The following is a 16,937-nucleotide window of genomic DNA, read 5'->3' on the forward strand; positions in this document are numbered from 1 at the left end:
GATTAGCTGAATGGGTTTGAACACGGGTGGCAGAGCTTCTTTATTCACTCTGCCACTCATTCAGAGCCCTTCACTCCTTTTTACTTCACTTCCTTGCGTCCAATAGAGTTATAGTAAAAGCCGCAGTCGATCATCTTGTCCAGGTCGTACAGGTTACGCCCATCAAAGATCACCTTGGCTTTCAAAAGGCTTTCTACTTTGTTAAAGTCCGGCGTGCGGAACAGTGACCATTCGGTCACGATCAGCAGCGCATCAGCGCCCTCCAGTGCTTCGTACTGGTTTTCGGCATACTTGATCTTATCACCGATCAGGTTCTCGACGTTCTTCATCCCCTCGGGGTCAAAGGCGGTTACCGTAGCGCCGGCTGCTACCAGGGCATCGATGATGTACAGGGCCGGTGCCTCGCGGATATCGTCCGTCTCGGGCTTAAAGGCCAGGCCCCACAGGGCAAAATGCTTGCCGGCAAGTTCACCGTTATAGTATTTCTTTACCTTTTCGGTCAGTACCGTCTTTTGGATCTCGTTCACTTCCATCACCGAGTTAAGGATCTTAAAGTCGTAGCGGTTCTCCTGGGCTGATTTAGCCAGGGCCTGTACGTCTTTAGGAAAGCAGCTGCCGCCGTAGCCAATGCCGGCAAACAAAAAGCGTTTTCCGATGCGTTCATCTGCCCCGATGCCTTTGCGCACCATATCCACGTCCGCTCCTACCAGCTCGCACATATTGGCAATCTCGTTCATAAACGAGATCTTGGTGGCCAGAAACGAGTTGGCCGCATACTTGGTAAGCTCTGAGCTCCGCTCATCCATAAAGATGATGGGGTTACCCTGGCGCACGTATGGCCCGTAAAGCTCGCCCATGAGCTTGCGGGCACGCTCATCAGAGGTGCCTACCACTACGCGGTCGGGCTTCATAAAGTCTTCCACAGCTACCCCTTCTCTTAAGAACTCCGGGTTGCTCACCACGGCATATTCCACCCCGGGTGCTGCATGCTGCTGCATAACGGCCGTTACCTTATCTGCCGTGCCCACCGGTACGGTTGATTTGGTCACGATCACTTTATAATCGGTCAGCAGTTTGGCGATGTCGCCGGCTGCACCCAGCACGTAGCTGAGGTCGGCTGCGCCGTCGCCGCCCGGAGGGGTGGGCAGGGCCAAAAAGATGATCTTGGCTTCCCCGATCCCTTCGGACAGGTTGGAGGTGAACGACAGCCGGCCCTGAGCGATATTGCGGTGAAATAACAGCTCCAGTCCTGGCTCATAGATGGGCAGCTGACCTGCCTTCATCATCTCTACCTTCTTTTCATTGATGTCTACGCAGACCACCTCATTGCCCGTCTCTGCCAGACAGGTCCCCGTTACCAATCCCACATAGCCTGTCCCTACTACCGCTATTCTCATATAATTAAAAAACTATGTTGCCGTATTTGTACTTTTATACCTGACGAATATAAGACTTTCATTTTAAATGCTCATACTATATAATATTGGCATAAGATTTTATTATTTCTTTGCAATAATTGTATCTCTATTTAACACTAAGGCCAAAGCCTGGGTAAACGGAAGACGCAGTCAAAAAATCATTCCGCTTAAAAACCACATCTGGTTTCACTTTGCCTCGTTAGGTGAATTTGAGCAGGGGCGGCCTGTTATGGAGGCTATAAAAACGCTGTATCCCGAGCATCCAATCGTTGTTACTTTTTTTTCGCCATCGGGCTACGAAATAAGGAAAAACACGCCATTGGCTGATGCGGTTTATTATCTACCGTTAGATACCGCCAGCAATGCTCAAGAGTTTATAGCAGCCATACAACCTGTTGCTGCAATATTTACCAAGTATGAATACTGGTATCATTATTTTAACGAGTTGCATAGCATGCAGGTGCCTTTATACGTTATCTCGGCTATCTTTCGCCAAAAGCAAGTATTCTTTAAAAGCTACGGCAGCCTGCATAGGCAAATACTACGCAAGATTACCTGTCTGTTTGTGCAGGACGAAGCTTCAAAGGAACTATTAAGCACTATAGGCATCAGCAATGTTTTGGTTAGCGGCGACACCCGGTTTGACCGCGTATGGACCAATGTTAATACCCCTAAAGCACTACCCCTAATTCAACAATTTAAAAGCGGACATTCGGTTTTTGTGGCCGGTAGTACCTGGCCGCCAGACGAGGCGATTATAGCACCCCTACTTAACACACACCCTGATTGGAAGTTTATTTTTGCACCCCACGAAATTACCAGCGAGAAGATTGACAATTTAATAAAGCTTTTGCCAAAAGGTAAAACAGCCCGCTTTTCGCAAATTGCTGAGTTGAAGAATGAGTTGTCAACCTATCAGGCATTAATAATAGACAACATTGGTATGCTGTCTTCATTGTACCAATATGGGGAGATAGCTTATATTGGTGGTGGCTTTGGCGTAGGTATTCATAATACGCTGGAGGCAGCTGCGTTTGGCCTGCCTGTTATCTTTGGTCCTAACTACACCCGCTTTAAAGAAGCACGAGATCTGGTAAAATTAAAAGCAGGGTTTAGTATCAATAATCAGCAACAATTAACTGACATTGCAAATGAGCTCATAGGCGATAATGCCCACTGGGCGCATGCCAGCAGAACAGCCAAGAACTACGTTGCTAACAGTAAAGGTGCAACAGAAATGATTATGAAGAATATTCAGATTAGGAGCTGAAACAGCTTACGTCCGAGGCACAGTTTGCTAAGCATTATAAACGAACCTATTATACTCCTCCCTACTCTACCGAAGAAGAGACACTGTAAATTATTTACCAGATCTTACCATTTGCTCCAGGGCATCGATCCAAAGCGGCGAATCGTTTAGACTCTCAACCAATTGAATATGCTCTCCACCCAACGCTTTAAATTCTTCATTATATTCTTCTGATACTTCAAATACGGTTTCCAGACAGTCGGCTACAAAGGCAGGACAGAATACGAGCATTCTCTTAATACCTTTTTTGGCCATTTCTGCAACTACCTCGCTGGTGTAAGGCTGCATCCAAGGGTCGCGCCCTAAACGCGACTGGAAAGTAAGCGTATACTTCTCTTTAGGAATATTTAATTTTTCGGCTATTAAACGGGCGGTAGCGTGGCATTGGGCGCTATAGCAAAAGCGGTTAGCACCGGTGATGGTATCACAGCAGTTAGCCACTTTCAAACAATGCTGTTTGGTTTCATCGGCTTTAATCATTTGCCGTTGTGGCAACCCGTGGAAACTGAATAATATATGATCGTAAGTTTCAGGCTTATGTTTGGCTCCATTGTGGGCGAAGGCCTCAATTACCAGTTCATTATCATAAAAGGAATTCAGGAAGCTAATGGTGGGAATTGCCTGCCATTTGCTTACAATTTCCATTACCTTTTGCTGCACCGAACCTGTTGAGGCTGAGGCATACTGCGGAAACAATGGAATAACCTGAATAGAAGTAACCTGTGCAGCACGTAATTTATCCAAAGCCGACTGGATAGACGGATTTTGATAGCGCATAGCCATTTCTACATGATATTCATCACCTAAACGTGCCTTAAGCAAATTAGCAGATTTGACCGTGTAAACCATTAGCGGCGACCCTTCCTCCGTCCAAATCTCCTTGTATGATTTGGCTGACTTTGGACCACGGAAAGGCACGATGATCCCTTTAATTAACAAAGTGCGGCTAAATGCATTAATATCAATAACACGCTCATCCATCAGGAATTCATCCAAATAGCGGCGCACATCTTTCGTTTCAGGACTATCGGGCGTACCCAGATTTACTAATAAAACTCCTTTTTTCATAAACTGCCCAACTCCCTAAAGGGGAGCAATTTCGGGACTGCAAATATCTAAAATAAATTGTCAGGTGAGTGTAATACTGGCTCTGAAAGGTGCAATGTGATCAATGTCACTATTGATATGTTTTATCCCCTTTAAGTAAGGCATAAATTGCCATTGCATGACCATGGCCTAATTCAAAATCAACCTTTAGCCAGTTGGTGATATCGCCTGCTTTAACACCAGGTTTTATAGCACCGTTTAAAGTAAACCCCTTTTCTTCGGCCAGCTTCTTAAAATCTTCAGGTCCTTTACCTGTTTTTGCCTGGATATTATCGATGTAAGCTTGAAATGACATGGTACATGGTTTTAGTACCCACAAAGTAAGCAGCTTTAATCAAATTAACAAAGGCGTGCGTACGACAGTTTAAATGGCCGTTTGCTACAAAACCTATTTTTTAGTTTGCCACAAGCGCCACCAAGGCATACCCGGCGAATGATGATGCTCGTAATGATAACCGAAAAAGTAGCAGGAAAGGAAAGCAAACACATGATTTTTATTTTGGGTGCGCGAATGATACTGATTATCATGCTCGCCTTTGTGCGGCTGATAGGTGCCAAAATAAAACAGCTGAAGTGTGCTTAACAACGATGGGACAACCCAAAACAAAATGAGATTAGCCTGAGGTATCCATATTTTAAGCAAATTGAACAGGGCTGCCATAAAAACAACCTGCCAGATAGAAAGATAGTTGCGGATAAACCGGAAATACCATGCTATAAAACTGCCGTGATGATAATCCGGATCCTCATCGGAGTGCACGTGGCTGTGGTGCTTATGATGTTTGGTATATAATTGCGGATACCAAAAGGCAGCATATAAAAAGGTAGTGATATAGCCCGCGGCGTTGTTTACAAATTTATTGGATGATACCGTACCGTGCATAGCATCATGTGCTGTGATGAACAACCCGGTATATAGGTGCATTTGCAACAGGATAAATAAATACAGCAAGGGGTTGGTGAATTTAATATTCCATTGCATTAGTAATATGGTAGAAGTAAACCAGCAACCAATAACTACAAGCGCAATCAAAGCGCCTAAGCCAACTGATGACTGCGCTTTATTGGATAGCTTGTACTGGTGTTCCATGAGTTACTAACAGGCCCTGTGCGTATTTGTTCAGACTGGTACTACCCCTTTAAGGAGTTAGCTTATCAATAGCTTTCCAGCTCAGCCTTAACCTGCTCCATTAGCCACATGGGGGTTGAAGTTGCACCACTAATACCGATAGTATCGCCGGGCAAAAACATATCAGGCTTAAGTTCATCAGGAGCCGAAATGAAGTAGGTGTTGGGATTATGTTTTCGGCACACCTCAAACAGCACCTTGCCGTTAGAGGATTTTTTACCCGACACAAATACTATTTTATTAAATTTTTGTACAAATTCAGGCAAGTCCTTATCGCGGTTTGATACTTGTCTGCATATAGTATCGTTAGCTTTAACCTCGTAGCCACGGGCAATTAGTTCTTCTTTAACGCGGTAAAACTTGTCGGTGCTTTTAGTAGTTTGGCTGTACAGCGTAATTTGTTGCGGCAGCTCCATGGTATCCAGTTCGGCAATGTCCTGAAAAACCTTAGCTTCATTATTAGTCTGCCCTTGCAGGCCAATTACTTCGGCATGGCCATGCTTACCAAAAATTAAAATATTCTCTTTGCTATCATGCGAAGTTTTGATACGGTTTTGCAGCTTAAGCACCACCGGGCATGAAGCATCAATTAGCGTGATATTATTTTGCAACGCTAACCGGTAGGTTTCGGGCGCTTCGCCGTGGGCACGTATAAGCACTTTCTCGTTATGAAGGTTTACCAGATCGGCATGGTCAATTATACGCAGACCTTTGGCTTTCAAGCGTTCAACTTCCTCATCATTATGCACAATATCGCCCAGGCAATACAAGTAGCCTTCCTCGGCCAGTATTTCCTCGGCCATATCAATAGCATACACCACGCCAAAGCAAAACCCCGAATCCTGATCTATCTGAACCTGTAATTGATATGCTCCCATGTAATTGCAAAATTACAAATAAAATGTTAGTAAAATCCCCTCGCCTGGAAGGCTTTGTTGCATCCATAGATCTTCCCATCATCTCCAATAAAATTGGACATCTTATTAATATGGATGGACTTACCGCTTTGGAAAGATTTCTTAATGCAGCTCAGTTAACAACTTAAATTGATAACACTTCATTTTGATAAGTCTGCTATAAACTTTCTTAATAAACTTGAGAAGTAACTTAAGCTAATTGCAATAATCCAAAAAATACAAACTCCACCAGCAGTAATATGGGTGCTACTATGGTTTGCGGCTTAATCTTGCAAGCCTCAAAAAGACCCAAGAACGCCGTGCTTACAAAAAACCAACCTATATAGTTCTTTAGTGTTGGTACGCCGCCCGCCCAACTCCAATAATCAAACTTGATGGCTATAGGCTCTATCAGCAAATCTAACAGTACGAGTAGCGCAGCGCCTAGGAATACGCGGGCGGCGGCGCTTTTCAAACGGCTCCTTTGCATTAACACGCCAGTAGCATAAATAAGCAGAAACCAGTTTATACCTATCATCAATGGTATATCAAAAATCTTAACACCCAGCGTTCTTCCATAATCATAATCGCCAAATATCCAGTGCTTATGCACCCCTATCCATTCTACAACTATGCCCATAACAAAAACAAGCCAGGCAAAACGCCAAAATCTCGAATCGGCCTTGTAATGGTTTACCAACACCACAGCTAACATTAGCAGTAAGTGAAACGGCACCAGTTTCGAAAACACAGGCCTGAATGACGGCACCATAAAGCCAATTAAGCCTACAAAGTGAAAAAGAATAATAACAATGACCGATACTGTAGTTTTGCTTAACCTCATATACGGCGGCCTTTCCACACGTTGTTTTTGGTGAGGTGGTTTTGTATCGCATAAAAACCAATTACTACCAGCGTAAACATTTGCACAGGGTGCAGTAAACTATTGTATAAAGCACTTTGCCCTGATGCCAGCGATATCATAATACGGGTTAAAACAATGAGCCCGCACATGAACAAGATAAGAGGCAAATTTAAAGTTGAGATGACCAGTAAGGGGCCGCCGATAATAATAACCAGGTAAAATAAAAAACCTAGCACGCTATAATTAAAAGGCGCTAAAAAGTTTTTGCTAAAACCCAAAACGCCATCCCAATAACCTGTGTACATACGACAAGTAATTAAATTATTGGCCAGCAAGCTTTCGCCATACAGCTTTTTAGCTTTAACCAGCTTCATTATCTCAACGTCTTCCACTATACGGTCTTTGGATAACTCATGCCATTGGTGCTGGCGGTATAAGGCAGCATGAAACATCATAAACTGACCGCTGGCGGCAGCAAAAGCCGGATTTTTGGTGAGGTAAATTAAACGTATGGGCAGCAGGTTAAGTAATAAGTAGTGCATTAAAGGCACAACCGTACGCTCACCCAGGGTGCGCATATCCTGGTTGGTAAATAAGCTAAGCAAGGCCAGGTGTTTTGATTTAACCCGATGCACGGCACTGTTTATTAATCCATCATACACCTGCTCATCAGCATCTAAAAACAGCATGTAACTCCCTTTAGCCTCCTGCGAAAGTTGATGGCAGGCATACGTTTTGCCTAGCCAGCCTTGGGGCAGCGGCTTTCCGCGCATTACCCTGAAGCGCTTATGAGTAGCGCAAAACGCCTCACAAATTTCATATGTACGGTCCGATGAATCATCATCCAGCACAATCACTTCAAAATTAGGATAGTCCTGCTCATGTATAGACTGCAGCAGCGTAAGAATATTATTCTCTTCGTTACGTGCCGGAATGAGAATTGAGACCATTTCTTCCTGCATCCGGTTAACCTTGCGCAGTTTGGGGTCTGATATGAAGTTAAACAGGGTAACAACAAAGCGCAGAATCAGAAAGAAAAAGACGATTAAAATGGCGATGATCACGTTTATAGAACAATTTGGGTTTGCAGCAGTTTGGCCGATTCGTAATGTTGCTGATATAAATTTTTCAACTCTTCTATACTATCAGTTTCATTAACGCTTTTTTGTACATAAACGTTTATGGTAGGTTTTTTATGTTGAAAGTACTCAATAAAGGTTGCGGCAAACACATACTGAAATTTACCTGCCGCCTGTTTCATTATCTTGAGCAAGCCGCGTTCAAAATGCACATCATTTACAAAATTGGAATATAATCTGGCTTGTGGAAAAACCAGTACCAGGTTTTGCGGATCTTCCAGCAATTGAGCGGCGTAATTTAGCGACTCGATCATAGATCGTGAGTTTTTAACCACGGAGAATGCACCCATATATTTCAGAAAGAACACCTTGCGTACGGTGTCTTCCAGTATCATAATGTGAAATTTTTTCCGGAGCAGTTTATGATTGAGCCAGTATAATAAAAACCCATCCCACCAACCAAAATGATTAGCCAGCAGCAGTACCGATTTATGCTGATCGATCTGGATACTGTTAAAATTAAAGTCCTGAAAATTACTGTGCAGAATATACCCGATATACCGATGAAAGAAGGCACGTATGAAACTATTGTTTTTGGGGTAAATCATGGCATGGGCAAGATAGCAATTCTGTTGTTGTGATTACAACGTGTTAATTACCTACAGCGGTCTAATGCTCTACATTTATTTGATTTTGTAACGCCTGTTTATGAAAGCCGTTGATATTTTCGGCCAACTGATCAAACGAAACATCTCCTGCCACACCGCAATCAAACAAGTGGATGAATGCAGAGGGTTTCAGGCTTTCAAAGTAATCTATCAACACGCATGAATATACAATTTGGCAAGGGCCTTTAATGTGTTTTATAAGACGTTCAATACCTTTCTCAATAACAATACCTGTTGCATGGTTAGACACCAACTCGCCCTGTGGGAAAACCACCACCAGGTTTTCGGGATCGTTTAGCAAGTCGGCCGCGTAATGCAGTGATTTGAGCATTTCGCGCGTACCTTTTTCAATAGAAAAGCCGCCGAACAGGTTAAACAACATGCGCTGCTGCAAATGGTCATGCTGCATCATGATGTACAGCTTACGTTTTAGGTGCCAGTAAGCAAGGTAATTACCAAAAAAACCATCCCACCAGCTAAAGTGATTACATAACAGCAAAACGGAATGGCCGGGCTTTGGCTCAAACGGCATCACTACAATGCGGTTAAATGCCTTATGCATACGGTAGCGCATGTACTTGGCAAACCAGTTGCTGAATAATTTATTACGGCGGGCGGGTATCATATTTTACAATTTACCAAATATTCATCTAACTGGGTGGTAACCAGCCAGTGCCCCATCGGCACTTCATGCACCTGTGGATACTTGAGCCGGTTAATAAATGCCTGGGCAGAGCTTTTAGGAAACAGCATATCATGCTGCCCAAAAACCAGATGGCACTTGATACCATGCTCGTTAATCCGGTTGGTTATCTTAACCACATCGGGCTGTAACTGTTTGATAAGATTTAAGGTATAGTATACATCCAACCGCTTTTGCGGCGTATCCATTTCACTGTAAGCTATCTTGTACAAGCTTTCGTCAATAAATTTTACCTTTTTTAATCCGTTAAGCACACCTGGTGCCAGCCACTTACTTTTGGTTACCGTTTTAAACAACAACTTACCTGCGGGGTTGTGCATTAAAAAATTAAAGCCCTTATAAACCGATAAGCCATCGGGCGCCATGAGTATAATCTCGTCAACCCATTCGGCAAAATCTTCCAATAGTACCAGCGCCAAATTAGCGCCTATGGAGTACCCCATTAAACTTATGCGCTGCTGGCCACCATGTTGCTTAAACCACTCTTCGAGGTAGGCACGCATTAGCGATTTGGGCATGCCGTTGAGTATTTGCTGCTCAGCCCAATTGTTAAGCTGGGTTTGCCCATGAAAAAAGTGATCGAAACTGTATACCCGGTATTGGGTTAAGATAGATTTTTGCAGTACTTCAAATTGTCGCCCCGTCATGCCGTAGCCATGAAAAGCAAGCATGGGTTTACTGCCCGTACCGTATTCGTGATAATGAATTTGCCCTAACTGTGGTAGATGTAGAAAAGCCATTGTTAAGGCAATGTTAGGGAATTTTTGTGAGTCTGGAAGTTTGTAAGTCCAAAAGTACAAATTGAAACTATAGACAGGTGTGTTCAGTTTCACCCACTTCTCATACCCTCTAACTTACTCCACCCACTCACTTACAATTTTGGCCGATAGCAGCGCCAGTGGAATGCCGCCGCCGGGGTGAACACTGCCACCGCAGAAATACAGATTATTAATTTTAGACGAGCGGTTGGCATGCCGCAAAAAAGCAGCAAACTGGCTGTTAGAGCTGGTACCGTATAAAGAACCCTGGTAAGAAGACGTCCTGCTTTCTATGCTGCGCGGATCGAGTATACTTTCGTTTACGATACATGGGGTTATGTCCTCTCCTAACTGTGCAGATAACTTAAGGATAATGTTTTTCCGGGCATCGCTAATCAGGCTATCCCAATCCTGCCCGGTGTTGGCCGGTACATTAATCATCACAAACCAGTTTTCGCAGCCTGCGGGGGCGTCAGCCGGTTCATATTTATTACTGATGTTAAGATAAACGGTGGGATTATTATAAATGCTTTGCTGCTTCCAAATGGCATTAAATTCCGCCTCGTAATTATCGCTAAAGAAAATATTATGGAGATCCAATTGAGGAAATTGTTTTTGTATACCCCAATAGAAAATGAGTGCTGAGCTGCTTCGTTCCTGATTCAGTATCCTCTCCGGAAAAAGCTGCGGGTACCTGGCCAACAGCTTGCGATAGGTAAACCATACATCCATGTTAGATACCACCAAATCGCCCTTTACCAGATCACCTTTAACCTGTAAACCCTTGGCGCGGCTACCGTTCAATACAATTTCATCAACTGGTGCTTGATAATTGAAAACTACTCCTAAATCTTCTGCCAGTTTAACCAGGCTACGGGTTATATTGTACATGCCCCCATCAGGAAAGTAAGCACCATAGTGCTGCTCTAAATGAGGTATTACATTAAGTGTGGCAGGCGCACGATAAGGGTTTGAACCATTATAAGTGGCATAACGATCAAAAAACTGCACCATGCGCTTGTCTCTAAAAAAGCCTGCGTTTGCCCTGTGCATGCTCCTAAAAGCATCTATCTGAAACAAACGTAGTATAGATTGTACCGTACGCCGGTTAAGGTATGTTTTAAGCCGGTGTAATGACTGCTCTAAAAAAACATGATTGGTGATAGCATAAATTTGGCTGCTGTTATGCGCATACTTTTGCAGGGCCTGTGCCGGCTCACCCGTTTTATGGTTAACCTCCGCGGCCATTTTTTCGGCATCTGCATAAGCGTCAATACTGATGCCGTCGGGATAAAAATAACGGCAAACAACATCCAGCTTTCGGTAATTAAAATACTGCCTGGGGTCTTTGCCTGCCAGTGTAAACAATTCATCCACGTACTGCGGCATAGTGAATAAACTTGGACCGGCGTCGAAGCGATACCCCTCCTGCTCAAATTCAGACAGCTTTCCGCCTGCGTAGCCGTTGGCCTCGTATACTTCGATAGTATAACCCTTTACAGCTAACCTAATGGCGGTGGCTATACCGGCTATACCGGCACCAATAATAAGCGCTTTTTTTTGGGGCATGGGCAAATATAAACTACAAGCAATAAAAAAGCAGAACCGTTATTGTTCTGCCTTTTTATTTTCTATTATGATTAGTTATTTATTCAGATGCATCATGCACACCTTCGGCAATCTCTTCAATAGTTTTGCGGTTAAACGCATCAAGGTCGGCCGGGGTACGGCTGGTTACCAGACCCTTGTCGGTCACTACTTCTTCGTCAACCCATTCGGCTCCGGCATTCTTTAGGTCGGTTTGCAAGGATGGGTAAGAAGTGAGTTTGCGCCCGCTGATCATGCCCGTCTCAATAAGCATTTGCGGACCATGGCATATAGCAGCCAACGGTTTACCTTCATCTAAAAACGCCGATACGAAAGCCACTGCATCTTTATTTTGGCGCAGCTTATCCGGGTTCAAAACCCCACCCGGCAATACCAGGGCATCATAATCATCCGGGCTCACATCACTGAGCATTCTGTCCACATCCACTTCAATGCCCCAATGGTCATGGTCCCAGGCTTTAATTTTTCCGCCTTGTGGCGATATAATATGCACAATGGCGCCAGCTGCCTCCAAAGCTTCTTTGGGGCTGGTTAGCTCTACCTGCTCAAACCCTTCTTCGGTAAGGATTGCTACTTTACGGTTATCTAAACTCGGCATAACGTTGTTTCATTTTCATGCAACTTACATAAGCTGCATAAGTACTACAATAGGCCAAATTTTAAGTTTTCAATATTTGGATTTACTGGTTTTCCAGTGCATAATTGATAAAATTACTGGTAAGTCCGTTATCTTCGGTTCCTTTACGCCTGATGAAGTAAAAGTTCCGGGTAATCTCCAAACCCTCCACAGGCACCTCAACTAAATCGCCTTCGGCCAGTTGCCGTACAATAGAGGGCCGTGGCATAAAGCCCAGGCACTGATCGGCCAGTAAGAAATTCTTCAAAGCTTCCGTACCGCCTAATCTTATCTTCACCGCTAGCTCGGCCGGTTTAATGTGATGTGCGGCCAGCGCTTTCAATAAGGCATTTAAAGTACCAGAGCCACGCTCACGCAAAGCCAGGGGCGTTTTTACAAACTGTTTTAGTGTTAAGGATTTACCGGCCAGCGAACTTTTGGCCGAACAAACCGGTATTACCTCGTCGCTCATAAAGGGCTGGTAGGTAACGTTGGTAAGTTTGTTGTCTACCTCAATAATACCCACATCCACTTCATGGTTAAGCAGGGCGTTTAAAATATACTCTGAGTTACGATTAACCAGCTGTACGCCAACATTGGCATAACGCCGCTGAAAACCCGACAAGATAGATGGCAAGATATACAACGCAATAGTAGTACTGGCTCCTAAACGCAAATGCCCTGCCGCCTGCGACTGGTTGCTGAGCACCGACAGATCATATTCCACCTTACGTTCAATCTCGGTAGCCTGCAATAAGTATTCATTCAATTTGGTTCCGGCTTCGGTGAGCATGATGCTGTTACCCTTACGTTCAAACAAGGGCAGCTTATATTGATCTTCAAGCGCTTTTATATGCTTGCTTATTGCAGGCTGGGTAATAAATAGCACTTGAGCTGCTTTTGAGAAACTTAAATTGGCAGCAACTTCTATAAAAACACGGTGACCAAAGGATATCATGTCGGGATAATGATGTAGGTTCAAAAGTAGGCTATTTTACAGCGTACAACTCAATAATAAGTTCAAATAACAGCATTAACGGCAAATAAGTTAACTTAGCCTCACATTTAATTTAACCCGGCAGGCTCGCATGCGATTCAACAAAAACTACCTCATTTTTATAGTTATAGCTGTATCGGTAGCTTTTGCTTTTATATCATACAACCGGGGTATGAAAGCCGACGTAAATGGCGATTACTTTATTTACTGGCAAACTGGCGGGCATTTTTTAAGCGGACAGAAGATTTATACCCCCGGCCTTGTTGATGGTGGTTTTACGTATCCACCCTTCGCAGCGCTATTTTTTAGCTTGTTTTCTTTTTTTCCTTTTCATATATCCGCTTTCCTGTTTACTTATGTAATTAACTACGGTTTATGGCTGGCCTCATTTATACTGGTACACAAAATATTTAAGCAGTTATACCCTAACCAAAATATGAACTGGCCCTTAGGGTTGGCATTACTGTTTTCTATTGGATTTTACTGGCATAACTTTATATGGATGAACGCCAATATGCCGGTGCTTTGCCTAACCTTGCTCGGCATTTGGTATTACCAGCGTAAGCAATTTGGCCTCAGCTATTTATTTTTTATGGCGGGCACTTTCTTTAAGATCACACCGGTATTGTTTCTCATTTTTGCAGCCATTAAACGCGGGCCTAAAGACTGGCCTAAAATTATCCTGACCGCACTGCCCTTTATAATTATACCTGCTATTTTACGAGGCTTCCCTACCGGCATTAATGATTGGAAGGATTATTACGAGGCCTTTGTTGCACCTTTTAGCAAGGGCAAAATAGATGAAAACATCATAAGCTTGGGGGTGCCAGCCCTGCTTAATAAAATAAACACCGGCAATGCAGAAGTGGGCATAGCGCCTGTTTTACACTTAACAGCACGTACTTTAAAACTGGCAATCCTTGCTTTCCAGGTGGTGAGTATATTAGCCATTACCCTCAAGTTTGCATACGACCGTTATATCAAAAAATCTGAAGATTTTTCGGCTGCCGACTTTTGCCTTATTTTTATGGTTCCGTTGCTACTGCCAGGGCGTGTATGGGCACATCATCATGTGTGTACCAGCTTTGTGTTCACTTATGTGTTCTTTGCACTTCTTAAAGAGAAAAGAACAACGTTGCTGGTTTTTACCTGCATACTTTGCCTGCTTACAAATTTAATTACAAAAGACGTAATAGGACAAACCATGACCAACTACCTGAAACATTACAGCTTTATTACGCTGGTGATGCTATTTGTTACCGGTATTATCATTGCTTTAAACTTAGGTACTACAAAACACGCAAAAACAGCTGGAGAGTAACCTTAACAGTTACAAGCCTGCACTTGCATTACACTTATACAAGCTTGCAGCTGTTCGTTAAACTTGTTGGTTAATTTGCATTCGGGTCAACCTCCAGACGTATTACATCATAGCAAATGCCGTTGGCTACACCACCTGCAGGCACGGTTAACACTATAGTGTTTTGACCAGCTTTCAGCAAAGCGGCATCAAATTTAAAATCACGCTCTACCCATGTACCTTCCACCCCATCGCGAATCATACTGGCGCCACCGCCACCTATGTCTGTAAAAGGACCAACATCGTTGCCATTCACCGTAATGCCTAATGAGCGTGCGCCCGAACCGGCAATACCAAAACGCAATATGGCCTTACCCGAAACAGGCACATCTTTAGCCATGGTAAAATTGATGGTCCATGGTGTGGCACGGCCCTGGTCCTTACCGTCCGGTTTAAAATCAGTGTCATGCGGCACATGGTAAATGTACCAGTCTTTGGCGGGGTCAGATTTGCCTATAGTAAAGTTCACATCGTTCGGAAAAAACTTAGCATATTCAATATACATACCCCAGTGCCAGTGGTCGTCACCTTTGTAAAACTCCCTGGCCGAACGGTTGGGCGTACCTATTTGCCATATTTGCTTACCAAAATGAACCGGCTTCCATTGTATAGTACCCAAATCAAGCTTTTGCCCGGGTTTAACTATAATGGTAGCAGTAGCATCATAAGCGCCCAAAACACCGTCGGCAACGGCATGCAACTGGTAAGTACCGGGCCTTACGTTCGGGATAGTAAAGGTTCCATCACTGGCGCCCTTGGCCCAAAATTCGTAATGCTTGGCATCGGTTTGCCAGTTTACCGGCTGCGGCTGAAAATTGAAGCCCGGCGGGCGGCCGTTAGCCGAACGAGGCGGCAAATAAGTACCTCGGTTAGCGCGCTTGCCATTAGGCAATAACCTGCCAGCCGTGTCGGCAGGCGTAGCTGGTGCAGGCGTTGGTTCAACAACAGCCGCCACAGGCGCAGCTTCGGCCCTCACGGGGCGAGGCGCACGGGGTAATTCGGGTTCATCCGGGAACGCCAATCCTACTAACAAATTAGCCAGTTTTACTGTAGGCGCCTGCGAGTCAGTTAGCTCAATACGCCCTTTAACAGTAGCCCGTTGAGCAGCAGGGGTATAATCCACTCCTTTTACCCAGGCATAAGGCCACGCTGCCTGCTGCGCTTTAGCCGTATTCTTTGCATCAGCAAAAAGCGCTTTTGGGTCTTTACCTGTAGGTACGTATATAAACATAGGGCCAACTACCTTAGTCCAAGGCTCATTAGCTGCAAAATTGAGCTGACTGCCGCCATAATGTGTACCCCTCCAGTAATTAAGCAGCGTTGGGTCTCCGCCGTCGCCATCATCCAAATGACCTGTGAGCTCAAAATGATTTGGCCCGCTGCTTAGATACTCAAATGATGGATTGATAATATATAGACCTACCTTTTGCTTGGTAGACGACCAGCCGAAAGCCGGAATTTCAGACTGCTTGGCCGAATAATCGTACTTATGCTCGGCACGGCCTTTATAAATACCGGTAGTAAGGCGGCGTGCCTCTTTCATGTTCAAATCGTCGCCTTCGTCCCAGTCTTTACCTGTTGGCATTAAGGCGTTACGCTTTTCATCTATAGACATCCAGTCGAACACATTGGCCGCCAGTTTAAAGCCAAACCTCGATTCGCCTACCGAGCCTGCCGGGTAAGTATCCTGATGTGTAAAAATAGCATAAGTATATACGCCATGTGCACCGCGTTCCAAGGTATAACGTATTTCCAGATCGGCAATTAAACCGCCGCCTTGTCCTGCAGCCGTAGGGTTAGCCCCTAAAATCGATTTGCCGTCCGAATATCCTTTTACCGAAACTTCGCCACGAGCGCCGCCAACATCGGCCGGGTTTATGCTAATACTGGCTACTTCGCGAGCGGCCAGGGCCGGGCTTTGCTCCCAGTACCCGGCATGATGGCCCGAAACGTAACCCATCAATTCAATGTTGGGTGTTAAAGTTTTGGGCGTTTTGAGGGAAGTAAGATCGCCGGTTCGCTTGTTCACTACCACGGTTAGGTAGCCGTTGCTTAAGGTGTAGGTTGGTCCATTATCGGTAACGGTAACAGGTGGATCAGCCGGGGCAACGGTGCGGGCTTTTGCTTTCGCTACAGGTTTGGGCTTCATCATTACAAATGATGAAAATACCGCAAATGCGACCAGCAATATTGGTGTGTACTTATTTTGCATAAATGGCGTATAATAGGTTATAATTTAGCCAAGAGGCTATTGGTTTATAAAGAAACCAATGTAAATATCCTGCTTTGATTAGCTATCCTGTACTATGATTGTGCTATGGTATTGTTACATAGATTGAATGGACACCTTTATGCAGTACCAGCGCTGCTGCTCGTGAAGTTTATCTCTATGTTTTTTATAAGCAATTAATTAGCTAAACAGTT

16 protein-coding genes are annotated in these 16,937 nt (G+C 44.3%); 2 read left to right on the plus strand and 14 right to left on the minus strand.

The window, feature by feature from the left end; all coding sequences use genetic code 11:
• Positions 1 to 80: 80 nt before the first annotated feature.
• The gene (locus ABDD94_RS20165) at positions 81 to 1,397 is read right to left on the minus strand and encodes a UDP-glucose/GDP-mannose dehydrogenase family protein (protein WP_345953731.1); all 1,317 of its coding nucleotides are present in this window, start codon (positions 1,395 to 1,397) and stop codon (positions 81 to 83) included.
• A gap of 67 nt (positions 1,398 to 1,464) precedes the next feature.
• Between ABDD94_RS20165 and ABDD94_RS20170 the strand changes: the two genes are divergently transcribed.
• Positions 1,465 to 2,688 carry a glycosyltransferase N-terminal domain-containing protein gene (locus tag ABDD94_RS20170; RefSeq protein WP_345953732.1) on the plus strand — a complete coding sequence of 408 codons (1,224 nt, stop codon included), beginning with the start codon at positions 1,465 to 1,467 and terminating at the stop codon, positions 2,686 to 2,688.
• Positions 2,689 to 2,778: 90 nt separating this feature from the next.
• Here the strand turns inward: ABDD94_RS20170 and hemH are convergent, their stop codons facing one another.
• The 12 genes from hemH to ABDD94_RS20230 form a co-directional block, all read right to left on the minus strand.
• Positions 2,779 to 3,795 (minus strand): ferrochelatase, encoded by a 1,017-nt coding sequence (hemH, locus tag ABDD94_RS20175; protein ID WP_345953733.1) that lies wholly within the window; start codon positions 3,793 to 3,795, stop codon positions 2,779 to 2,781.
• Positions 3,796 to 3,904: 109 nt separating this feature from the next.
• Positions 3,905 to 4,129, minus strand: a complete 225-nt coding sequence (locus tag ABDD94_RS20180) for a DUF4287 domain-containing protein (protein ID WP_345953734.1) — start codon at positions 4,127 to 4,129, stop codon at positions 3,905 to 3,907.
• 93 nt (positions 4,130 to 4,222) lie between these two features.
• Positions 4,223 to 4,924 carry a fatty acid desaturase gene (locus tag ABDD94_RS20185; RefSeq protein WP_345953735.1) on the minus strand — a complete coding sequence of 234 codons (702 nt, stop codon included), beginning with the start codon at positions 4,922 to 4,924 and terminating at the stop codon, positions 4,223 to 4,225.
• Between the two features lie 65 nt (positions 4,925 to 4,989).
• Positions 4,990 to 5,841: a 4-hydroxy-3-methylbut-2-enyl diphosphate reductase gene (locus tag ABDD94_RS20190; RefSeq protein ID WP_345953736.1), complete on the minus strand. Its 852-nt coding sequence runs from the start codon at positions 5,839 to 5,841 to the stop codon at positions 4,990 to 4,992.
• A 229-nt stretch (positions 5,842 to 6,070) separates the two neighbouring features.
• A complete protein-coding gene (locus ABDD94_RS20195; protein WP_345953737.1) occupies positions 6,071 to 6,703 on the minus strand; it encodes a carotenoid biosynthesis protein in 633 nt (210 codons plus the stop codon).
• Positions 6,700 to 7,788: a glycosyltransferase family 2 protein gene (locus tag ABDD94_RS20200; protein WP_345950295.1), complete on the minus strand. Its 1,089-nt coding sequence runs from the start codon at positions 7,786 to 7,788 to the stop codon at positions 6,700 to 6,702. The genes ABDD94_RS20195 and ABDD94_RS20200 overlap by 4 nt, the downstream gene beginning before the upstream one ends.
• Before the next feature lie 2 nt (positions 7,789 to 7,790).
• Positions 7,791 to 8,411 carry a 1-acyl-sn-glycerol-3-phosphate acyltransferase gene (locus ABDD94_RS20205; RefSeq protein ID WP_345953738.1) on the minus strand — a complete coding sequence of 207 codons (621 nt, stop codon included), beginning with the start codon at positions 8,409 to 8,411 and terminating at the stop codon, positions 7,791 to 7,793.
• A gap of 61 nt (positions 8,412 to 8,472) precedes the next feature.
• The gene (locus ABDD94_RS20210) at positions 8,473 to 9,096 is read right to left on the minus strand and encodes a 1-acyl-sn-glycerol-3-phosphate acyltransferase (RefSeq protein ID WP_345953739.1); all 624 of its coding nucleotides are present in this window, start codon (positions 9,094 to 9,096) and stop codon (positions 8,473 to 8,475) included.
• On the minus strand, positions 9,093 to 9,914 hold the full coding sequence (locus ABDD94_RS20215) for an alpha/beta hydrolase (protein ID WP_345953740.1): 822 nt from the start codon (positions 9,912 to 9,914) through the stop codon (positions 9,093 to 9,095). The genes ABDD94_RS20210 and ABDD94_RS20215 overlap by 4 nt, the downstream gene beginning before the upstream one ends.
• A gap of 114 nt (positions 9,915 to 10,028) precedes the next feature.
• On the minus strand, positions 10,029 to 11,501 hold the full coding sequence (gene crtD, locus ABDD94_RS20220; protein WP_345953741.1) for a 1-hydroxycarotenoid 3,4-desaturase CrtD: 1,473 nt from the start codon (positions 11,499 to 11,501) through the stop codon (positions 10,029 to 10,031).
• 79 nt (positions 11,502 to 11,580) lie between these two features.
• Entirely contained in the window at positions 11,581 to 12,138 is a 558-nt protein-coding gene (locus tag ABDD94_RS20225) for a type 1 glutamine amidotransferase domain-containing protein (protein ID WP_345953742.1), read from the minus strand.
• Between the two features lie 82 nt (positions 12,139 to 12,220).
• Entirely contained in the window at positions 12,221 to 13,138 is a 918-nt protein-coding gene (locus tag ABDD94_RS20230) for a LysR family transcriptional regulator (RefSeq protein ID WP_345953743.1), read from the minus strand.
• Positions 13,139 to 13,244: 106 nt separating this feature from the next.
• Between ABDD94_RS20230 and ABDD94_RS20235 the strand changes: the two genes are divergently transcribed.
• On the plus strand, positions 13,245 to 14,474 hold the full coding sequence (locus ABDD94_RS20235; protein ID WP_345953744.1) for a glycosyltransferase family 87 protein: 1,230 nt from the start codon (positions 13,245 to 13,247) through the stop codon (positions 14,472 to 14,474).
• A 70-nt stretch (positions 14,475 to 14,544) separates the two neighbouring features.
• On the opposite strand, the gene ABDD94_RS20240 is transcribed toward ABDD94_RS20235, so the two are convergent.
• Positions 14,545 to 16,725, minus strand: a complete 2,181-nt coding sequence (locus ABDD94_RS20240; protein WP_345953745.1) for a polysaccharide lyase family protein — start codon at positions 16,723 to 16,725, stop codon at positions 14,545 to 14,547.
• Between the last annotated feature and the right edge of the window lie 212 nt (positions 16,726 to 16,937).

The organism is Mucilaginibacter sp. PAMB04168 (assembly GCF_039634365.2).
Taxonomy (GTDB): domain Bacteria; phylum Bacteroidota; class Bacteroidia; order Sphingobacteriales; family Sphingobacteriaceae; genus Mucilaginibacter.

Coding starts and splice junctions, on each gene's coding strand:
- ABDD94_RS20165 (WP_345953731.1), bottom strand. CDS start 1,397: ATGAGAATAGCGGTAGTAGGGACAGGCTATGTGGGATTGGTAACGGGG.
- ABDD94_RS20170 (WP_345953732.1), top strand. CDS start 1,465: ATGCTCATACTATATAATATTGGCATAAGATTTTATTATTTCTTTGCA.
- hemH (WP_345953733.1), bottom strand. CDS start 3,795: ATGAAAAAAGGAGTTTTATTAGTAAATCTGGGTACGCCCGATAGTCCT.
- ABDD94_RS20180 (WP_345953734.1), bottom strand. CDS start 4,129: ATGTCATTTCAAGCTTACATCGATAATATCCAGGCAAAAACAGGTAAA.
- ABDD94_RS20185 (WP_345953735.1), bottom strand. CDS start 4,924: ATGGAACACCAGTACAAGCTATCCAATAAAGCGCAGTCATCAGTTGGC.
- ABDD94_RS20190 (WP_345953736.1), bottom strand. CDS start 5,841: ATGGGAGCATATCAATTACAGGTTCAGATAGATCAGGATTCGGGGTTT.
- ABDD94_RS20195 (WP_345953737.1), bottom strand. CDS start 6,703: ATGAGGTTAAGCAAAACTACAGTATCGGTCATTGTTATTATTCTTTTT.
- ABDD94_RS20205 (WP_345953738.1), bottom strand. CDS start 8,411: ATGATTTACCCCAAAAACAATAGTTTCATACGTGCCTTCTTTCATCGG.
- ABDD94_RS20210 (WP_345953739.1), bottom strand. CDS start 9,096: ATGATACCCGCCCGCCGTAATAAATTATTCAGCAACTGGTTTGCCAAG.
- ABDD94_RS20215 (WP_345953740.1), bottom strand. CDS start 9,914: ATGGCTTTTCTACATCTACCACAGTTAGGGCAAATTCATTATCACGAA.
- crtD (WP_345953741.1), bottom strand. CDS start 11,501: ATGCCCCAAAAAAAAGCGCTTATTATTGGTGCCGGTATAGCCGGTATA.
- ABDD94_RS20225 (WP_345953742.1), bottom strand. CDS start 12,138: ATGCCGAGTTTAGATAACCGTAAAGTAGCAATCCTTACCGAAGAAGGG.
- ABDD94_RS20235 (WP_345953744.1), top strand. CDS start 13,245: ATGCGATTCAACAAAAACTACCTCATTTTTATAGTTATAGCTGTATCG.
- ABDD94_RS20240 (WP_345953745.1), bottom strand. CDS start 16,725: ATGCAAAATAAGTACACACCAATATTGCTGGTCGCATTTGCGGTATTT.